Genomic DNA, 16,355 nt, shown 5'->3' with positions numbered 1-16,355 from the left:
AGCGAGGGCTGGGGCCTCCCTCGGCACAGCGCCGACCATAAGGAGGTCCCAGCCTTCGCTGGGAAACAGGAATGAGTGAGATCGATTTCGACAAGGAAATGGTCGGCACGGTCGAAGTGTCCGACGCCGACGCAATGGACCTCGGCGCGCTGACTGCCTGGTTCGAGGCCCATGTCGAGGGCTTCGAGGGACCGATCGCCTATTCGAAGTTCAAGGGCGGGCAGTCGAACCCGACTTATCGGATCGATACGCCGAACCGGTCCTATGTGCTGCGCCGACAGCCCTTCGGCAAGCTGCTGCCCAGCGCCCATGCGGTCGACCGCGAATACAAGGCGATGCACGCGCTCGGGCCGACCGGCTTCCCCGTGCCCAAGACCTATGGCCTGTGCGAGGATCCGGAAGTCATCGGGTCGAAGTTCTTCGTCATGGGCCTCGCCGACGGGCGGAGCTTGTGGAACGGCTCGCTGCCGAACAACACGCCTGAAGAACGGCGCGAAATCTACAATGCGATGATCGACACCTTCGCCGATCTGCATACCAAGGATCCCGACGCCATCGGGCTGTCCGATTTCGGCAAGCCGACCGATTATTGCGCGCGCCAGATCAGCCGCTGGTCGAAGCAATACAAGCTGTCGGAAACCGAGCACATGCCCAAGATGGAGCGGCTCATCGAATGGCTGCCCCAGACCATCCCGCCGCAGCATGAAAGTTCCGTCGTTCATGGCGACTACCGCCTCGACAACATGATCTTCCACAAGACCGAGAACCGTGTCCTTGCGGTGCTCGACTGGGAGCTGTCGACGCTGGGCGACCCGATCGCCGATTTCAGCTATCTCATGCTCAACTGGCACAATCCGCACGACGGACGTGCCGGGCTCGAAGGGCTGGACCTGAAGCAGCTCGGAATCCCCTCGCAGGAAGAAGCGGTCGAACGCTATGTCGCGCGCACCGGCTATCCGGTTCCGCCGATGGACTGGTACTTCGCCTACAACCTCTTCCGGCTTGCAGGCATCATGCAGGGGATCAAGAAGCGCGTGATCGACGGGACCGCATCCTCCGCGCATGCGAAATCGATGTCCGAACGCGTTGCTCCGCTGGTCGACCGCGCTTACGATTTCGCCGTCGCCGCAGGGATGGACTAGCGCTGCGGGCCTGCTAACGACCCTTCCGAATTCTATTCGGAGATTACCATGAGTGCCGACCTCGAAACTGCCATCGAAGCCGCGTGGGAAGACCGCGCCAATGTCACGCCGCAAAGCGCGGACGTGCGCGAGGCGGTGAATGCGGCGCTTAGCATGCTCGACAGCGGCACCGGCCGCGTGGCGGAGCCCGATGGCAAGGGCGGCTGGACGGTCAACCAGTGGCTCAAGAAGGCCGTGCTGCTCAGCTTCCGCCTCAACGACAACCGGGTGATGGAAGGCGGCAGCGCCGGCCATCCGGCTTTCGACAAGGTGCCGAGCAAGTTCGCCGGCTGGGACGATGCCCGTTTCCGCGACGCAGGCTTCCGCGTCGTTCCCGGCGCGGTGGCCCGCGAGGGCGCCTATATCGCGCCCGGCTGCGTGCTGATGCCGAGCTTCGTCAACATTGGCGCCTATGTCGGCAAGGGCACGATGGTCGACACCTGGGCCAGCATCGGCAGCTGCGCGCAGATCGGCGAAAACTGCCATATCTCGGCGGGCGCGGGGATCGGCGGCGTGCTCGAACCGATGCAGGCCAACCCGACCATCATCGGCGACAATTGCTTTATCGGCGCGCGCAGCGAGATCGTCGAAGGCGTCATCGTTGGCGAAGGCTGTGTCGTATCGATGGGCGTCTTCATCACCCAATCGACCAAGATCGTCTACCGCGACACCGGCGAGGTGATCCGCGGCCAACTCCCGCCCTTCTCGGTGGTCGTTCCCGGCACCTTGCCCGGCAAGGATGGCGGCCCCGGCCTCGCCTGCGCGGTGATCGTCAAGACGGTCGATGCCCAGACCCGCGAAAAGACGGGGATCAACGACCTCCTGCGCGACTGAGCCGCCGGAACATTCGCGCTGTGTGAACGTAAACCTCCCTGAAACACGCGGGTTCGCGACAAGACAGGGAGACAAAGCGTGCACAAGGAAGGCGAAGAAGTCCATCTCGACGAAACCGAGGCGAGTGGCGGCTCGAAGGAAGGCGTCGTGCGCTGGGTGCTGGCCGGCGGCCTGCTGCTCGCGATCATCCTGCTTTCGATCACCTGGATCATACCCGCGCTGAGCACCGGCGATGTCGAGGAGGAAGGGACCGTCAGCGGCCAGATTTCCTCGATGGAAGATGACGGCGACGACACCGACAGCATCGTTACCGATCTGGGCGACGACCAGACGGCCACCCCGGACGATGAGACGACGATGGAAGACGGCATCGAGGTCATCGAGAACTGACCGGGACGGGAGATTCGCACATGGGCACATCGAACAGCTTCCGAACCGGCCAGTATGTCGAATGGGACTGGGGTGACGGCAAGGGCCAGGGCCGGATCGCGGAACGTTACGAACGCGATGTCACCCGCACACTGAAGGGGAGCGAGATCACCCGCCACGGCGATGCCGACAATCCCGCCTATCTCGTCAGGCAGGACGATGGCGACGAAGTTCTGAAGCTCGGCTCCGAGCTCTCCGTCCAAGACTGATGCCGGCGAAGTCGAAAGCCCAGCAGCGTGCGGCGGGCGCCGCGCTCGCCGCCAAGCGTGGCGAGACGAAGGTCGATGACCTCAAGGGTGCCTCGCGCGAAATGTACGACAGCATGAGCGAGGATGAACTCGAGGATTTCGCCTCGACCGAGCTCGATGGCCTCCCCGACCATGTCGACGGCGACTGATCGGGATCGGTTTGCCCCGTTCCTGCAGGCGCAGGATGGCGGGGTCTACGAACGCGCGCTCGAGGAGATCCGCGAAGGCGCCAAGACCAGCCACTGGATGTGGTTCGTCTTCCCCCAGATCGCAGGCCTCGGCAAAAGCGCGGCGGCGCGCAAATTCGCCTTGGCGAACGCAGCCGAGGCGCGCGCCTATTGCGCGCACGAGGAGCTGGGCCCGCGGCTGTTCGAGGCAAGCGAAGCCATGCTCGACTGGGCGGGAACGATGCGCGCCGAGGATATCCTCGGCCCGCTCGACGCGATGAAGTTCCGCAGCTCGATGACCCTGTTCGAAGCCGCCTGCCCCGATGACGACGCGCAGGTCTTTGCCGACGCGCTCGAGCAGTTCTTCGATGGCGAACGCGATCCGCTGACACTCGAACGGCTGTGATCCACCGCCGGACAGCCAGTCCCTATTCTTCGGGCAGCGGAGTTTCGATCGGCGGCATGTCGCGGACGCTCGCCGCATAGCGTTCGGCGGTGCGCAGCACGCGCATCATATTGCCGCTGGCGATCTTCTGCAGATCGGCCTTCGAATAGCCCCGACGGGCGAGCTCGACGAACAGCGCCGGGTAGCCACTGGCATCCTCCATGCCGACCGGGCCGATGGCCATCCCGTCATAGTCGCCGCCGAGGCCGATATGGTCGATCCCGGCGACCTTGCGGATGTGATCAATGTGGTCCGCCATGTCGGAGACCGAGGCGGTCGGCGTCGGGTGCGCTGCGTCCCATTGCTCGAGAGCAGCGGCCACTGCGTCGGGCTGGCCGCGCCACAGCGATTCGAGCCGTGCCTTTTCGCCCTCGCGATTGGCATACCACTGCCGTTGTGCCTCGCTGAGATAGCCCGGCAGTGCCACGACCATCACCACCCCGCCGTTCTTGGGCAGACGCGCCAGCACGCTGTCGGGCACGTTGCGGGCATGGCCGTTGATCGCGCGGGCGCCCGAATGGCTGAATATCACCGGCGCCTTGGCGACATCCAGCGCGTCCATCATCGTCGCCTCGCTGACATGGCTGAGATCGACCAGCATGCCGAGCCGGTTCATCTCGCGCACCACCTGCTCGCCGAAGGGTGTGAGCCCGTCGTGCTGCGGCGTGTCGGTGGCGCTGTCGGCCCAGGACATCTTCTTCGAATGCGTCAGCGTCATATAGCGCGCGCCGAGCGCGTAGAACTGGCGCAACACCGCAAGGCTGTCCGAGATGGCGTAGCCGCCTTCCATGCCCAGCAGCGAGGCGATCCTGCCGCGCTTCATCGCTGCCGCAACCTCGTCGGCCGTTGTGGCGAAGGCGAGGTCGTCGGGATAGCGCGCGATGAGCCGTTTCATCACGTCGATCTGCTCGAGAACAGCCACCGTGGCTTCGGCGTCGGGTAGGCCGGCCGAGACATAGACCGACCAGAACTGCGCCCCGACATGCCCCTTGCGCAGGCGCGGCAAATCGGTGTGCATCCCGCCCTCGCTCCATCCGTTGGGCGGCGCCTGTGTCGTGTCGGTAAAGTCGAAATCGGCGAGCATGTTGCGATAGCGGTCGCGCAGTTGCTCGGGGACGTCGTTGTGCCCATCCCATACCGGCGCCGCCTCCAGCGCAGCCTCGGCCTCCTGCTCGGGCGTCTGGGCCAGAGCGGGCGTTGTGCAGATACAGGCGATGGCGGCGGCGAGCAGGAAATGGCGCATGGTCAGGAACCCCTTGATGTCTTGCGGGCTGTCCTAGCAAAGACGACCCGCAAGGAAAGGCCCAACCATGACGATCACCGCCCGCTGGAACGGCGAGACCCTGGCCCGGAGCGACGATACGGTCGTCGTCGAAGGCAACCACTATTTCCCCGCTCGCGACGTTGCCCGCGGCGTGCTGGTCCCGAGCAAGACGACGAGCCACTGCCCGTGGAAGGGCACGGCGAGTTATTACTCGATCAATGCGGGCGGCGCGATCAACGCCGACGCCGCCTGGTACTACCCCGAGCCCAAGGAAGCCGCCGCCGAGATCAGGGACCGCATCGCCTTCTGGAAGGGCGTCGAGGTGGTCGAGGAGTGAGCCCCGCCCGCGCGATCATCGAGCAACTCGGCCTCGAACCGCATCCGGAAGGCGGCTGGTACCGCGAGACCTGGCGCGCGCCCGCCGCAAAGGGTGAACGCGCTGCCGCCACCGCAATCCACTTCCTGCTCGAGCACGGCCAGGCCTCGCACTGGCACCGTGTCGATGCCTCCGAGATCTGGCTGTGGCACGCGGGCGATGCACTCGAGCTGTCGCTGGCCGAAACCGACCGGGGGCCCGCCCGGACGATCACGCTCGGCCCCGACGCCCTCGGCGGCGAGGCGTTCCAGCATGTCATCGCCCCGCAGTGGTGGCAGGCCGCACGACCCGCCGCGGGCGCGCATGGCTATGTGCTGGTATCCTGCGTCGTGGCGCCCGCTTTCGAATTCGCGGGCTTCGAACTCGCGCCCGAAGGATGGGAACCGGGCGAGTGATCCGGACCGGTTTGCGCTGGCTGCTGGCGCTGTTCTACGCCTTGGCCGGATACATGCATCTCGCAGATCCGGCGCCCTTCCTGGCGATCATGCCCGATTGGGTGCCAGCGCCCGAGGCGGTGGTCTGGTGGACCGGCATTGCCGAACTGCTTGGAGCGGTCGCGCTCACCCAGCCTTTCAGCAAGCCGCTGCGCTACGCGGGCGCCATGGGCCTCGCGCTCTATGCGATCTGCGTCTTTCCGGCGAATATCCACCACTTCGCGCTCGACATGGCGCGCCCCGATGGCGGGTGGGGCCTCGGCTATCACTTGCCGAGGATGCTTGCGCAGCCGCTGCTCGTGTGGCTCGCGCTGTGGACCGGCGGCGCAACGGACTGGCCGCTGCGCCGCCGGTAACCAGGATCAGCTCATGTGCTTCGAGACGGCGCCCGTCATCTTGAACATCGAGATCTGGTCCTTGCCGATCACCGCGCCGAGCTTGTCGTCGGGGTTGATCATGCGCTTGTCCTTGGAATCCTGCAGGTTGTTCGCCTTGATGTGATCCCACACCTTCGACGTGACCTGGGCGCGGGTCATGGGACCCTTGCCGACCACGTTTTCCAGTTCCGGCGACAGGTTCACCGGCTTCTGCAGTGCGTTGTTCTTGCCAGCCATGACTAATCCTTTCCTTGGCTATGCTTCAATCTACGTCGTCGAGATCGTCGACATCCAGTTCCTCGACCTCATGGCCTTCGAACCGGGCTGTCAGGACCGCGGCGGCGGTTACATGTCCGTCGAGATTGCGGACGAGTTCTTCGTGCGTCGCCCCCGGCATCAGCGTGAGCGGGAGGTCGATCGCGAATAGCTGGAAGACGTAGCGGTGTTCCTCGCCGAGCGGCGGGTCGGGCAACAGCCATTCCGAATTGCCGTGGGCGTTCTTGCCGGTGCGCGGCGGGGTTTCGCCCTCCATCAGCTTGCCCTTCTGCGGCGGCAGGCCCCAGACGGTCCAGTGGACGTGGCCGCGATCGGCATCCTCGGCGACCAGCACCAGCTCCTGCGCGCCGGGCGGCGGCGCGGTCCATTCGAGCGGAGGGGCGACCGCGTCTTCCTCGATCGCAGTGAAGGAGGGGTCGAGCTCGCCACCATGGCGGAAGGCCGCGCTGGTCAGCGCGAAGCCGCCGCGGCCGAGCACGCGTTCGTCGGCCACTTTCTCGAGTGTCAGGACATGCCCCACGGCTTCCCCGCCAACCGCATCTCGAACCCAGGGCGCACCACCGCCAGCCATGAAAACTCCTCTTTTCGCGCCCCAAGGGCGTCTTCAGGGACGCCTTTAAGGCATAGCTGCGGGCTACAAACCATACCACGCGGTGAAATTTGCACCGTTTTCGGGGGGAAACGGGGCTTGCCAACGATCATCAGCGCCCTTGCCCCACCCGGAATTACCCGTCATGGATCGTGTCCGGCCCCGGCAGGGGCACTTCGCAATAACTGCATGGGAGCAGGCGCATGAGGCTGGGTCGCACCTTAATCTCCGCCACACTGGCACTGTCGTTGACCGCCTGCGGCGGCGGGAATTCCGGCGGCGGGAATACCGGCGGAGGGGGCACGGGCGGGGGCGGCACGAGCGACTCCTGTTCGCTCGCCAGCCGGCAAGACTGGGCGCTGGGCCAGCTCGACGAATGGTATCTCTTCCCCAGCCTGCTCGACAAATCGGTCAACAAGGCCGGTTACACTTCGCTCCAGGCCTATCTCGATGCGCTGGTGGCGCCCGCGCGCGCGCAGGACCGCGATCGCTTTTTCACCTACATAACCTCGATCGCGGAAGAGAATGCGCTCATCAACAGCGGTTCGAACGCCGGCTTCGGCGTAAGGCTAAGCTACGACGTCGCCGCGCGGCGTGTCTTCGTGGTCGAGGCGTTCGAGAATGCGCCAGCCTTTGCCAAGGGCATCGACCGCGGGAGCGAGATCCTGGCAGTCGACGGACAAAGCGTCGATGCGCTGATGGCCGCCGGCGGGGCGCAGGCGGTGGTCAATGCGCTGGGACCGAGCGACGCCGGCGTCACCCGAAGGCTCACTGTCAAGCAACCCGGCGGCAGCCAGAGCGATATCTCGGTGACCAAGGCGGACTATTCGCTCGATCCGATCTCGGATCGGTACGGCGCCAAGATCCTCGACAATGGCGGTACCAAGGTCGGCTATATCAACCTGCGAACATTCATCATCGACAGCGCCAAGCAACAACTGCGCGAGGCGTTCTCGAGTTTCCGCGCACAAGGCGTGACGCAGGTCATCCTCGACCTGCGCTACAATGGTGGCGGGCTCGTCTCGGTGGCCGAACTGCTCGGCGATTTGCTGGCGGCCGACAAGACCGGTCAGGTTTTCAGCCGGACTTTGTTTCGCGATTCGAAGAGCGAATACAACGAGGTCCGCAATTTCGCCGCCGAAACGCAGGCGATTACGGCCACCAGGATCGCCGTGATCGGGACCGAGGGGACCGCCTCGGCGAGCGAACTCGTGACCAATGCCTTCATCCCCTATCTCGGCGCCAATATCGCGCTGGTGGGAACCGACACCTATGGCAAGCCGGTGGGCCAGATCGCGCGCGACCGCTCAGCCTGCGACGATCGCTTGCGCGTGGTCGCCTTCCGCTCGGTCAATGCCGACGGCGGCGGCGACTATTACAGCGGTCTCGCCGGCGTGATGCCGCGGACCTGCCGCGCTGCGGACGATATCCTCAAGCCGCTCGGCGATCCGCAGGAAGCCTCGATCTCCACCGCGCTCGATTTCCTCGCCGGGCGCAGTTGCACCGCAATCGGCGCCGCGCCCGGCGCCACCGCCACGACCGGTACAACCCCGACGCGGCGCGAACTGGTGATGCCCGAAGCGCCGAGCCCGGCGCAGCTTGAGATTCCGGGGCTGCAGTGAGCAACCGGCGCTACACCAGCTTCGCCGAGTTCTGGCCGTTCTACCTGCGCGAGCATGCACGCCCCGGCACCCGCGCCCTGCATTATGTCGGGACCACGCTGGTCGTGGCGCTCGCGATCGGCGCGCTCGTCACCGGCAGGCTGCTGCTCTTCGCGGCGATGCCGGTGGCAGGGTATCTCTTCGCCTGGGTGGCGCATTTCGGACACGAGAAGAACCGTCCGGCGACCTTCACCTATCCGCTATGGAGCCTGCGTGCCGATTTCCGCATGTGGTGGCTATGGCTGACGCGGCGGCTCGGCCCCGAGCTCGACGCCGCCGGGGTCGCGCGGCGCTAGGCCAGCGCGGCGGCGAGCGTCAGCAGGCCGAGTCCGAGCGAGAGCGGCACGCGCAGGGCCATCCACCAGCGCGGCGCCAGCGCGCCCAGTCGCGCATCGACGCCGATGCTGACCAGCAGCGCCCCTGCGAGCATGACCAGCGAGGGTTCGGGCCATTGCCAGCCGAGGGCCCAGGGCAAAAAGCCCGCCAGTGCGACGAGGCTCGGCACGACGGCCGCAATCCACAGCCAACCGAGTGCATTGCGCCGCTCTGCCGCGGGCGCGGCGGCAGCGATTCCCCACCACGCCCCGCCGAGGAAGGAGAGGATCAGTGCAGCATAGGCGAAAGCCAGCGTCAGCGCTCCGGCGCGCCAATCGGCAGGGCCGGCGTAAAGCACCGCGACGCAGCCGAGCTGCGGCAGGAGCCCGGCGATGCCGAGCCAGCGAGGCAGGACCGGAACGCTAGCCACGCCGGCGCAGCGCGATCAGGAAGGCGACGAACCCCAGCGCGAACAGCAGGTCGCCCGCGACGATCGCGCCGATCGCCGGGTTTCCACCCTCGTCCCAATTGGGCGGACCGAGCATGAGCACGACCATCGCCTTGCCGAGAATACCCGCTAGCAGCACCGGGGCGAAGCGCTTCGGCTCGCGTGCGACCAGCGCGTAGAGGATGCCGAAGGCGAAGATCAGCACGCCGTTGACCGCCTCGGCGAAGCCCCATTCGGAATCGAGGAAGGCGCCGAGACCGATGACCAGATTGTAGGCCGCGGCGATCCAGAAGAAGAGGCGCCAGCCGCCGATCGCCCGCTGCGCCATCACGGCGCCTCCGGTCCGCTGAAGGGCTGGCTGTCGGTCCAGGCGCAGCCCTGCCGTTGCTCGCCGCCGATCATCAGCGTCGCGGTATAGGGATAGCTCCGGTCGCTCATCCCGTCCGAGCACGCACCCGGCGTGATCGTCATGTCGAAGGACGATCCGTTCAGGCTTCCACTGAAGCCGATCCCGTTGTTGCCCGAGAAGCGCTCGACCGCGAACTCGCTGCCGCCCGGATTGTCGGGCGTTTCATAGGTCGCCATTCCGCCCGCCGCAGCCCCGCCCCAGAAGGGCTCGGTGCCGGTATAGTGGACCGTCTCGCCCGCCGCGATCCCGTCGAAGGACCCGGTGGTGGAGTCGCCCGGTGAATCGGCGCTGCCATCGCTGCAGGCGGTCATGCACGCCAGGCCAAGGAGGATCGAAAGGTGGCGAAGGCTCATTCGGCTTTCCTGTGTTCGCGGATGAAATCGACCGTCTCGGCGCGGGCCTGCATCGCCTCGGGCACCGGCAGCAGCATCCAGACGTGGAACATGTCGGCATATTCGCGATAGATGTGATCGGGCATGCCCGGCTCGCCGAGCCTATGCGCCAGCCGCCGCCCGTCGACCAGCAGGATGATGTCCGCCGTGCCCGAAAAGATCGCCATCGGCGGCAGTCCGTCGAGATCGCCGAACAGCGGGCTGACTCGCGGATCTTCGGCCGGCAATTCGCCGCGATACATGGCGCCGCAGGCCTCGAGCCCGCTGACCGCGAGCATGCGGTCGCGCGGTTCGATCTCGTGCTGCCCTTCGGCCTTGCCGGTGGCATCGAGCCAGGGCGAATAGAGCACCAGGCTGCCCGGCAGCGGCGCGCCCTCGGACTTGAGCATTTGAGCCAGCGCCAAGGTCATGCCCCCGCCCGCGCTATCGCCCATGACGGTGAGATTGTCCGCCCCATACCGCTCGGCCAGTTCGAGATAGAGCGCACGCATCTGGTCGAGCGTCCCCGCCGCCTTGGCCTCCGGCGCGAGCGGATAGAGCGGCACTGTGGCCGAGGCGCCGAGCCGCTCGCACAGATCCACCACCGTGTCCCAGTGGAGCGCGGCGATATCCATCACATAGCCGCCGCCATGGAGGTAGAGCAGGTGCGGCGCGCCGGGCCTCGCCCCGCCCCTGGGCTCGATCGTCACCACCGGATAACCGCGGCTGGAGAACTCGCGGATATCGAAGCGCTTGTGCCATTTTGCCTGCGGGCGGACGGGCCTCTGCCGGCGCATCCTGGCGATCCGCTCGGCCAGTTTGTCGGGCTGCGAGAAGAACCGTTTGACCCCGAGCAACGGCAGCGCGAGATTGACGAGGCGGGCGCGGATGCTGGCCATGGTTCGCCCTCAGCCCGGGTTGGTTTCGAAGGCGGGCACCGCGCCGGTCTCGACCCAGCACTGCTTGCTGCGCGTCCAGATATGCACGGCGGGGCTGAAATCGCGGGCGTCGTCGAGCGTCCCCGCCTTGACCCACAGCATGCCGGGCGCGACCTCGACTTTCGAGAACAGCGGCGATCCGCAGGTGCCGCAGAACAGCCGCTCGACGCTCTTTCCGCTCTCGCCGCTGTCGCAATAGGTCACCGGTTCACCGCTGATCGCGACCTGGCCCTCGGGCACGCCGAGGATCGTGGAAAAGGCGCTGCCCGACTGTTTCTGGCAATGCGTGCAATGGCACACCATCGCCGCCGCAGCCTCACCCTCGATCTCGTAGCGGATCGCCCCGCACAGGCAGCCGCCCTCGCCCTTCGTCATGCCGTCTCTCCCATCTGCGCGGGCGAGACTACCCCAAAGGCGCGGCGTGTCCAGCGCTGGCGGGCGCCGGAGAGCGGAACCTAGCTCCCCGCCCCGGCGTTGGCAGGGGAGGAGAGAGCAGCAGTGACCACGCCACGCCATCGCATCCACCGCCCGAGCGCGCACCGGCCGATCGATCGGCGCTGGCTGGCCGCGCCGCTGCTGGTCGCGGCTGCGCTGGCCGGGGCGCTCAGCGGCAAGTCGATCGGCTCGACCCCGATGCTGCGGCAGGCCGGCGTCCCCTCGCCCGGCGATGCGCCGCCCGCACCGCCCGCGCTTGCCGACGCGCGCGCCGTGGCCGAGCCGCTCCCCGACCACTACCCGCTGGTCACCCCGACCGGCACCATCCCGGTGGCTGCGCTCGCCCGCCATGGGCGGCTGCGGGGAACGAGCGACGCGTGGTCCGATGGCGCCGAGCGGGCGTATCTCGAAGCCGAGGCCGATTGGGCCTTGAGCGAGGCCGAGATAGAGCGCCTCGCGCAATGGCAACCGCCCCGCAGCGCGCCGCGCACCTCGGCTCCCCAGCCGGACGCCGCTCCGGCGAGCCCCGCGACGGACGCCGCCCCCGGCGCCTCGTCGAAGCCCTCCGGCGCGCTGGCCGCGAGCGCGCCCGCCAAAGCTCCCGCCAGCACGGCATTGACCGCCCCCGCGAAAGCCCGGTCCGGCACGCTCGCCATCGCAGGCAAACCCGCTGCGACGCCCGCCGCCTCGGCCGCGCCAGCCGCACCCGCGCCCGGCCTCTGACGCTGCGCGCCGCCGCCAGCGGGTGACGAAGGTGACAGCGTGTCACTTTCGCGCTTCCTCCTCAAACGCCTGTAATGCCGCGATCAATTCCGCATCGGACAGCGCGGACGGACAGGGGGACGCGGCGAGATAGGCCGGATCGGCGCTGGTCCCGGCGCGGATCCGTTCGAGTTCGCCCGGATCGCCGGGCCCCGGCAGGCCGGTGGCGGGAGGATCGCCCGCCTCGATCTGTCCCAGCAGCGCCTCGAAATCGCGCGCATGGCGCTCGGCCAGCGGCCCCAGCCGCCCGAGCACCGGATTGCCGCCCAGCGTCGAGCGGCCGAGCAGCGCCACCGTCAGCCGCTCGTCGTAGCGGCGATAGCTGCCGACCTGCTCGCCCTGGTAAAACACCGGCACCTCGACCCCGTTGAGCGCGCGGTCGAGCGCGGCATGCGCGAGCACGTCGAAGGAATGGTGGAACGCCACCTCCCACGCGAGGTCGAAGGCCTGCCCCTTCATCCGGCTGCGCAGCCGATAGGCCGACTGGCGCGACATCCCGACCGACTTCGCCGCCTCGGTCACCGAATGCGTGGCGGACAGCGCGCGCAGGAAGCGCACCTGTCTTGCGAGCGACCAGCCGTCGTGGCGGGTGGGGGCCTCGGGGGCGGAGGGTGCATCGGAGAGCTCGGAAGCGGCGGGCGGGATGGGGCTGTGCTGGGTCATCTGGCAGGATAAGGCACAGAATGGGGGGTGTAGGAAAGTTTGCCTGCACGCCCCCTGGAGAAGCCTCGACTACCGCCGGTCGCTCACGAACGACGGCTAACCCCGAAGTCGCCGGATCCTGCGCCCAACCGCTAGGGCGAAATGATGAACGGCGGACATTGCGTCACCTTGCGCCCCAACAATTCAGATAGCTTGGCGAGGGTGATTGTCATGTCGTGCGTATAGCTCATCGTCCCGTCGCTATACACGATGTAGCAGGCGTATTCGCATTCGCCAGGAGGTGAGCCGGGTCGCAAGTTACATCGTCGATGCAGCGGCCGGGGCGGTTTGGGCCGGCTCGGCGTGGACAGCCAGTCTATGAACGCGACGACAGCGACCACCACTATCGCGACGACGACCACCACCGCCGCTGCGGCAAGCAATGCGGGCCAAGAAATGGCCACTCCGCCCCCAAGGGCCGCGCCTCCTCCAATGGTTACGGCGGCCATCACACAGGCTCCTTGCCATGCGAGGACTTGCCGCTCTGGCGCAATGCTTCGAGCTGGTCGCGATTGATCTCGATCCCGCCGCTGTTTTCGGGGAGAGGCTCGAAAGCCGGCCCCGGCCTTGGCGGTAACCGCTTGACCCACGCAAGCAGGGCCACTGCCGCAATAAACATAACGACCAATACGATAAAAAATTCTGCGTCCGCAGTGATGTATAGCGTGGAGGTATCCGGTGCCATTTCACCCCCCATTGAGTCATTCGACTCGAAATGCGCGCACCCTTCAGCCGCAAATACACATTTTTACAGAAATTCGCAATCATGCGCGATGAACCTTGCAGCCCCTCTATCCGTTTATTCGTATCGAATATTTTGACAGTCCGCGCTGGCAGGTGATGGCGCAGGTGTCGCCGGGCGAGCTGTTCGATGAAGCGCTCCGCCTTCGGGCCGGTCTAGCGGCTGTTGTCGGGCGCGGCGCTGCGCGCGGGGGGATCGGGATCGTCGCTCATCGCGCAGGATAAGCCACAGAATGGGGGGTGTAGGAAAGTCTGCCTGCCGTTTACCCGCCCCACCCGCCTGCGCTAGCGAAGCGCGCATGAGCGCGCCCACCACTCTCGTCCCCACCATCCTCGTCGATGCCGACGCCTGCCCGGTGAAGGAAGAAATCTACCGCGTGGCCGAACGCCATGGCGCACATGTCCGCGTGGTCAGCAACAGCATGTTCCGCGTGCCGGTGAACGAGCGAGTCAAGCGCGTGGTCGTTTCGGACGGCTTCGATGCCGCCGACGATTGGATCTCGGAGCATGCGAGCCCAAGCAGCGTGGTGGTGACCGCCGACATCTTGCTCGCCGAGCGCTGCCTGAAAAGGGGCGCGCAGGTGCTCGCGCCCAACGGCAAGAGCTTCGACGCCGCGAGCATCGGCAGCGCCGTCGCCACCCGCGCGATCATGGAGGATCTGCGCGCGGGGATGGACGGCATGGGCGGCGGCCCGCCGCCGTTCAGCAAGGCGGACCGGTCGAACTTCCTGCAGGCGCTCGACCGGGTGCTGGTGCGGAGGGGGCGCTGAGCGAGCAGCGTTGCGCAAACCACGAGAGTCGAGCCCCTACACGAAATGCGCGGGATCAGTATTCTAAGCTTTGCTGCCCCTCAGCACCCCAAGGAAACGACCGTTGCTTCTCATCTAGGGCAGCGGTGAACTCCCGCTGCGCTTCTGAATAAGCCCAAGTGTGAGATCGACGGTGAAATTCTTCGAGAAGAGCTTCCCGAACAATAGGATCGTGAGCCAGAGAGCGAGCTAAATCGACTATAAATTGGCCTCGGCGTGATCCAAACTGCAATCTGACAAGCTCAGGAATAAGGTGGGCTACCAGATGCGCTCTCTGATTTCTAGGAAAGCTAGACCAGTCCTCTTTGAAGGTTTGTAACCTCCTATGCGCTGCTGTTTCCGCGACCGCCCAAGGCCTATACTCGGAGAATATCCGCTCACCCAATTTAGGCTTTTCAAGAAGTGTTGATAGAAAACGACTCAAGCGCAGCTCTTGGCGCGATGCTCCTGAAATACTTCTAAGTATCTTCGCAAACTCAATTTCAGAAGAATGATCTTCCTTAAAGACCGCACTCAGATGGGCTGTTTCGAGCATTCTCGATTTGAGAGCGTCGTTAAGTGAATTCGCGTCGTAACTCGACTTCTCTAAAGCAGCGGAAAGCTTCTCCCTAGGTATGCTTTGTGTCGTCCAGCCCACCATAAACTTTGAAGCTGCGACAACCTTTGAAAAGCATTGCTCCCCATGACCGTGCCGAGCAAGGTCATCCATTAAAATCTCATAGAAAGCGTTTCTCGAAATTGAATTCGCAATCCATTTGTCGTTTACGAGATTAGTTAGGCGCCCGTCCATCTCTTCGGGTGTTTCAATAAAGGGGCGCAAAACCTCTAGAGCGCGCGCTTCGATCTTATTATTTTCAGCAAGTTGCCGGAAAGTTTCCAAGCCCCAGAATTGAACGTCATCCTTCGCGAATGCGCAACCAACTATTTGGTCTTCTGTCGGATTATAAGCGAGTTCCTCCGCCAAAGGGAAATCAGGCAGTCCGTCGAATGCCAATAATTTTGGCGCGATAGACTCTATCAGACTGGCTTGAATGAACAATTCCGGACCCTCGGGTCGCGAGAAAATTGCTTGAGCAAATGCCGGAAATCCCGGCCGGTCCACGCAATATCCGCAGATTATCCATTGGGACTTCATATCGACAATCCCAATTCTTCATAAAAAGCTCGAACTTGGCCTTCGATCTGAGCCTGGTAATACTCAGGGTGGCGGCCGGGAATGAAGCGATACGGGATTATAGTGACCTCTTCTGGAAGTGCAGACAGAAAAGGCGCCTTCTTGTCGCCATCCCAGAACGTGTGAGGGACGACAACAGCTAGCAAGTTCTGATCGAGTAGGACAGGATCGCCAAAAGTCACTTCGATCGAACAAATCCTATCATCCGGTTCGTTCCGACCCGGCGAAGCGAGCAAAGTCAGATAGGCCCTACCAGACAACTCCCACGCTTCCGCCGCATCATCGGCATTTCTCAGTCTGGAACGGTCAGCGTCAAAGTAAGCACCTTGGCTTTCGAAGCTCGCAGAAATGAGCCTTGCAATTCGCTCAGGATCATCTCCCAACGAGAAGTGTTCGACTTTAAAGTCTTCGTCGAGGACATGCGAGTAGAGGCGATTGAAGAATGCTCCCGTATCAAATGCATGGATATTTTTTGCTCTGGCCAAAATATCAGACTTGAAAAGGAAGCAGCAGGGGCAAGAGGCTTCTATCTGAATGGTGGCGTCAGAAGTGACGCGATAAGCAGGCCGCCCATAAAAAAAGTACGCCAAAGCTTCGCGAAAATGCTTGCACTCGCGAGGCGAAATCCTCTTTTTTTCAAGAATTTCGACTGCTCGCAACGACCGCGCAATATGCGTCAAAGGTAGCTGTGATTCTTCAATCGGATCGTGCTTGTCGACCCATTCCTGAAAATCGCTCACAATCTTTCGAATCCGTTGATGCTGGATGTTACCTGATTCTTTCTGGACTACGCATCTCCGTCTGTCGCGGTAATGTAAAGCTTCTCGCCCTTCTCACGATACACCTCGCTCATCTCCTCCATGCCCTTCTCCGCCACCTCGGCCTCTTCGGCTGAGGTCTCGGCACGCAAGTTCTCGCTCGCGAAGTAGCTGTCCGAGTTCTGCTTCGCCGCGAAGTCGCGCACAACTCC

General features: G+C 64.6%; 26 protein-coding genes and 1 pseudogene. 13 read left to right on the top strand and 14 right to left on the bottom strand.

Annotated elements, in window-relative coordinates:
• Window positions 1-71: 71 nt before the first annotated feature.
• From ACEQZ0_RS10480 to ACEQZ0_RS10455, 6 genes are all read left to right on the top strand, one after another.
• Window positions 72-1,142 carry a phosphotransferase family protein gene (locus ACEQZ0_RS10480; protein WP_370190723.1) on the top strand — a complete coding sequence of 357 codons (1,071 nt, stop codon included), beginning with the start codon at window positions 72-74 and terminating at the stop codon, window positions 1,140-1,142.
• Between the two features lie 48 nt (window positions 1,143-1,190).
• Window positions 1,191-2,015, top strand: a complete 825-nt coding sequence (dapD, locus tag ACEQZ0_RS10475; RefSeq protein WP_370190722.1) for a 2,3,4,5-tetrahydropyridine-2,6-dicarboxylate N-succinyltransferase — start codon at window positions 1,191-1,193, stop codon at window positions 2,013-2,015.
• Between the two features lie 78 nt (window positions 2,016-2,093).
• Entirely contained in the window at window positions 2,094-2,405 is a 312-nt protein-coding gene (locus ACEQZ0_RS10470; RefSeq protein ID WP_370190721.1) for a hypothetical protein, read from the top strand.
• A gap of 20 nt (window positions 2,406-2,425) precedes the next feature.
• Window positions 2,426-2,653 (top strand): DUF2945 domain-containing protein, encoded by a 228-nt coding sequence (locus tag ACEQZ0_RS10465; RefSeq protein ID WP_370190720.1) that lies wholly within the window; start codon window positions 2,426-2,428, stop codon window positions 2,651-2,653.
• Window positions 2,653-2,841: a DUF3008 family protein gene (locus ACEQZ0_RS10460; RefSeq protein WP_370190719.1), complete on the top strand. Its 189-nt coding sequence runs from the start codon at window positions 2,653-2,655 to the stop codon at window positions 2,839-2,841. Before ACEQZ0_RS10465 ends, ACEQZ0_RS10460 begins: the two co-directional genes overlap by 1 nt.
• Window positions 2,825-3,265: a DUF1810 domain-containing protein gene (locus ACEQZ0_RS10455; RefSeq protein WP_370190718.1), complete on the top strand. Its 441-nt coding sequence runs from the start codon at window positions 2,825-2,827 to the stop codon at window positions 3,263-3,265. Before ACEQZ0_RS10460 ends, ACEQZ0_RS10455 begins: the two co-directional genes overlap by 17 nt.
• A gap of 22 nt (window positions 3,266-3,287) precedes the next feature.
• Here the strand turns inward: ACEQZ0_RS10455 and ACEQZ0_RS10450 are convergent, their stop codons facing one another.
• Window positions 3,288-4,547 carry a dipeptidase gene (locus ACEQZ0_RS10450; RefSeq protein ID WP_370190717.1) on the bottom strand — a complete coding sequence of 420 codons (1,260 nt, stop codon included), beginning with the start codon at window positions 4,545-4,547 and terminating at the stop codon, window positions 3,288-3,290.
• 67 nt (window positions 4,548-4,614) lie between these two features.
• On the opposite strand from ACEQZ0_RS10450, the gene ACEQZ0_RS10445 reads away from it, so the two are divergent.
• From ACEQZ0_RS10445 to ACEQZ0_RS10435, 3 genes are read left to right on the top strand one after another with little or no spacing between them, the layout of a single operon-like run.
• Window positions 4,615-4,905, top strand: coding sequence for a DUF427 domain-containing protein (locus ACEQZ0_RS10445; protein WP_370190716.1), 291 nt, complete (start codon window positions 4,615-4,617; stop codon window positions 4,903-4,905).
• Entirely contained in the window at window positions 4,902-5,339 is a 438-nt protein-coding gene (locus tag ACEQZ0_RS10440) for a cupin domain-containing protein (protein WP_370190715.1), read from the top strand. The genes ACEQZ0_RS10445 and ACEQZ0_RS10440 overlap by 4 nt, the downstream gene beginning before the upstream one ends.
• The gene (locus ACEQZ0_RS10435) at window positions 5,336-5,734 is read left to right on the top strand and encodes a DoxX family protein (RefSeq protein WP_370190714.1); all 399 of its coding nucleotides are present in this window, start codon (window positions 5,336-5,338) and stop codon (window positions 5,732-5,734) included. The genes ACEQZ0_RS10440 and ACEQZ0_RS10435 overlap by 4 nt, the downstream gene beginning before the upstream one ends.
• 6 nt (window positions 5,735-5,740) lie before the next feature.
• On the opposite strand, the gene ACEQZ0_RS10430 is transcribed toward ACEQZ0_RS10435, so the two are convergent.
• Together ACEQZ0_RS10430 and ACEQZ0_RS10425 are read right to left on the bottom strand one after the other, a co-directional pair.
• On the bottom strand, window positions 5,741-5,992 hold the full coding sequence (locus ACEQZ0_RS10430) for an SWIB/MDM2 domain-containing protein (RefSeq protein WP_370190713.1): 252 nt from the start codon (window positions 5,990-5,992) through the stop codon (window positions 5,741-5,743).
• Window positions 5,993-6,017: 25 nt separating this feature from the next.
• Window positions 6,018-6,602: a YbhB/YbcL family Raf kinase inhibitor-like protein gene (locus ACEQZ0_RS10425; RefSeq protein WP_370190712.1), complete on the bottom strand. Its 585-nt coding sequence runs from the start codon at window positions 6,600-6,602 to the stop codon at window positions 6,018-6,020.
• A 221-nt stretch (window positions 6,603-6,823) separates the two neighbouring features.
• Between ACEQZ0_RS10425 and ACEQZ0_RS10420 the strand changes: the two genes are divergently transcribed.
• Window positions 6,824-8,242 carry a S41 family peptidase gene (locus tag ACEQZ0_RS10420; protein ID WP_370190711.1) on the top strand — a complete coding sequence of 473 codons (1,419 nt, stop codon included), beginning with the start codon at window positions 6,824-6,826 and terminating at the stop codon, window positions 8,240-8,242.
• Window positions 8,239-8,577 carry an Mpo1-like protein gene (locus ACEQZ0_RS10415; protein WP_370190710.1) on the top strand — a complete coding sequence of 113 codons (339 nt, stop codon included), beginning with the start codon at window positions 8,239-8,241 and terminating at the stop codon, window positions 8,575-8,577. The genes ACEQZ0_RS10420 and ACEQZ0_RS10415 overlap by 4 nt, the downstream gene beginning before the upstream one ends.
• Here ACEQZ0_RS10415 and ACEQZ0_RS10410 read toward each other — a convergent pair.
• From ACEQZ0_RS10410 to ACEQZ0_RS10390, 5 genes are read right to left on the bottom strand one after another with little or no spacing between them, the layout of a single operon-like run.
• The gene (locus ACEQZ0_RS10410) at window positions 8,574-9,026 is read right to left on the bottom strand and encodes a DUF3429 family protein (protein WP_370190709.1); all 453 of its coding nucleotides are present in this window, start codon (window positions 9,024-9,026) and stop codon (window positions 8,574-8,576) included. The genes ACEQZ0_RS10415 and ACEQZ0_RS10410 overlap by 4 nt on opposite strands.
• A complete protein-coding gene (locus tag ACEQZ0_RS10405; RefSeq protein ID WP_370190708.1) occupies window positions 9,019-9,375 on the bottom strand; it encodes a hypothetical protein in 357 nt (118 codons plus the stop codon). The genes ACEQZ0_RS10410 and ACEQZ0_RS10405 overlap by 8 nt, the downstream gene beginning before the upstream one ends.
• The gene (locus ACEQZ0_RS10400; protein WP_370190707.1) at window positions 9,372-9,806 is read right to left on the bottom strand and encodes a COG3650 family protein; all 435 of its coding nucleotides are present in this window, start codon (window positions 9,804-9,806) and stop codon (window positions 9,372-9,374) included. Before ACEQZ0_RS10400 ends, ACEQZ0_RS10405 begins: the two co-directional genes overlap by 4 nt.
• Entirely contained in the window at window positions 9,803-10,723 is a 921-nt protein-coding gene (locus tag ACEQZ0_RS10395) for an alpha/beta hydrolase fold domain-containing protein (RefSeq protein WP_370190706.1), read from the bottom strand. The genes ACEQZ0_RS10400 and ACEQZ0_RS10395 overlap by 4 nt, the downstream gene beginning before the upstream one ends.
• 9 nt (window positions 10,724-10,732) lie before the next feature.
• Window positions 10,733-11,137 carry a GFA family protein gene (locus tag ACEQZ0_RS10390; protein ID WP_370190705.1) on the bottom strand — a complete coding sequence of 135 codons (405 nt, stop codon included), beginning with the start codon at window positions 11,135-11,137 and terminating at the stop codon, window positions 10,733-10,735.
• 123 nt (window positions 11,138-11,260) lie between these two features.
• Between ACEQZ0_RS10390 and ACEQZ0_RS10385 the strand changes: the two genes are divergently transcribed.
• Complete coding sequence (locus tag ACEQZ0_RS10385) at window positions 11,261-11,920, top strand: hypothetical protein (RefSeq protein WP_370190704.1); 660 nt, start codon at window positions 11,261-11,263, stop codon at window positions 11,918-11,920.
• A gap of 42 nt (window positions 11,921-11,962) precedes the next feature.
• Here ACEQZ0_RS10385 and ACEQZ0_RS10380 read toward each other — a convergent pair whose 3' ends face one another.
• The 3 genes from ACEQZ0_RS10380 to ACEQZ0_RS10370 form a co-directional block, all read right to left on the bottom strand.
• Window positions 11,963-12,622, bottom strand: coding sequence for a hypothetical protein (locus ACEQZ0_RS10380; protein ID WP_370190703.1), 660 nt, complete (start codon window positions 12,620-12,622; stop codon window positions 11,963-11,965).
• Window positions 12,623-12,753: 131 nt separating this feature from the next.
• Window positions 12,754-13,110 (bottom strand): hypothetical protein, encoded by a 357-nt coding sequence (locus tag ACEQZ0_RS10375; RefSeq protein WP_370190702.1) that lies wholly within the window; start codon window positions 13,108-13,110, stop codon window positions 12,754-12,756.
• Window positions 13,110-13,346 (bottom strand): hypothetical protein, encoded by a 237-nt coding sequence (locus ACEQZ0_RS10370; protein ID WP_370190701.1) that lies wholly within the window; start codon window positions 13,344-13,346, stop codon window positions 13,110-13,112. The genes ACEQZ0_RS10375 and ACEQZ0_RS10370 overlap by 1 nt, the downstream gene beginning before the upstream one ends.
• 355 nt (window positions 13,347-13,701) lie before the next feature.
• Between ACEQZ0_RS10370 and ACEQZ0_RS10365 the strand changes: the two genes are divergently transcribed.
• Window positions 13,702-14,172: a YaiI/YqxD family protein gene (locus tag ACEQZ0_RS10365; protein ID WP_370190700.1), complete on the top strand. Its 471-nt coding sequence runs from the start codon at window positions 13,702-13,704 to the stop codon at window positions 14,170-14,172.
• Between the two features lie 55 nt (window positions 14,173-14,227).
• Here ACEQZ0_RS10365 and ACEQZ0_RS10360 read toward each other — a convergent pair whose 3' ends face one another.
• The 3 genes and pseudogenes from ACEQZ0_RS10360 to ACEQZ0_RS10350 all read right to left on the bottom strand — a co-directional run.
• Window positions 14,228-15,346: a hypothetical protein gene (locus ACEQZ0_RS10360; protein ID WP_370190699.1), complete on the bottom strand. Its 1,119-nt coding sequence runs from the start codon at window positions 15,344-15,346 to the stop codon at window positions 14,228-14,230.
• Window positions 15,343-16,125, bottom strand: a complete 783-nt coding sequence (locus ACEQZ0_RS10355; RefSeq protein ID WP_370190698.1) for a hypothetical protein — start codon at window positions 16,123-16,125, stop codon at window positions 15,343-15,345. The genes ACEQZ0_RS10360 and ACEQZ0_RS10355 overlap by 4 nt, the downstream gene beginning before the upstream one ends.
• A gap of 47 nt (window positions 16,126-16,172) precedes the next feature.
• Window positions 16,173-16,349, bottom strand: a pseudogene (locus ACEQZ0_RS10350) (hypothetical protein); the annotation flags it as partial.
• Window positions 16,350-16,355: the final 6 nt, after the last annotated feature.

The sequence above is a fragment of the Qipengyuania sp. genome (assembly GCF_964227205.1).
In the GTDB taxonomy this organism is placed as follows: Bacteria; Pseudomonadota; Alphaproteobacteria; order Sphingomonadales; family Sphingomonadaceae; genus Qipengyuania.
Note: the sequence above shows the minus strand (reverse complement) of the source record. Positions and strands in the feature narration are given on the sequence as shown.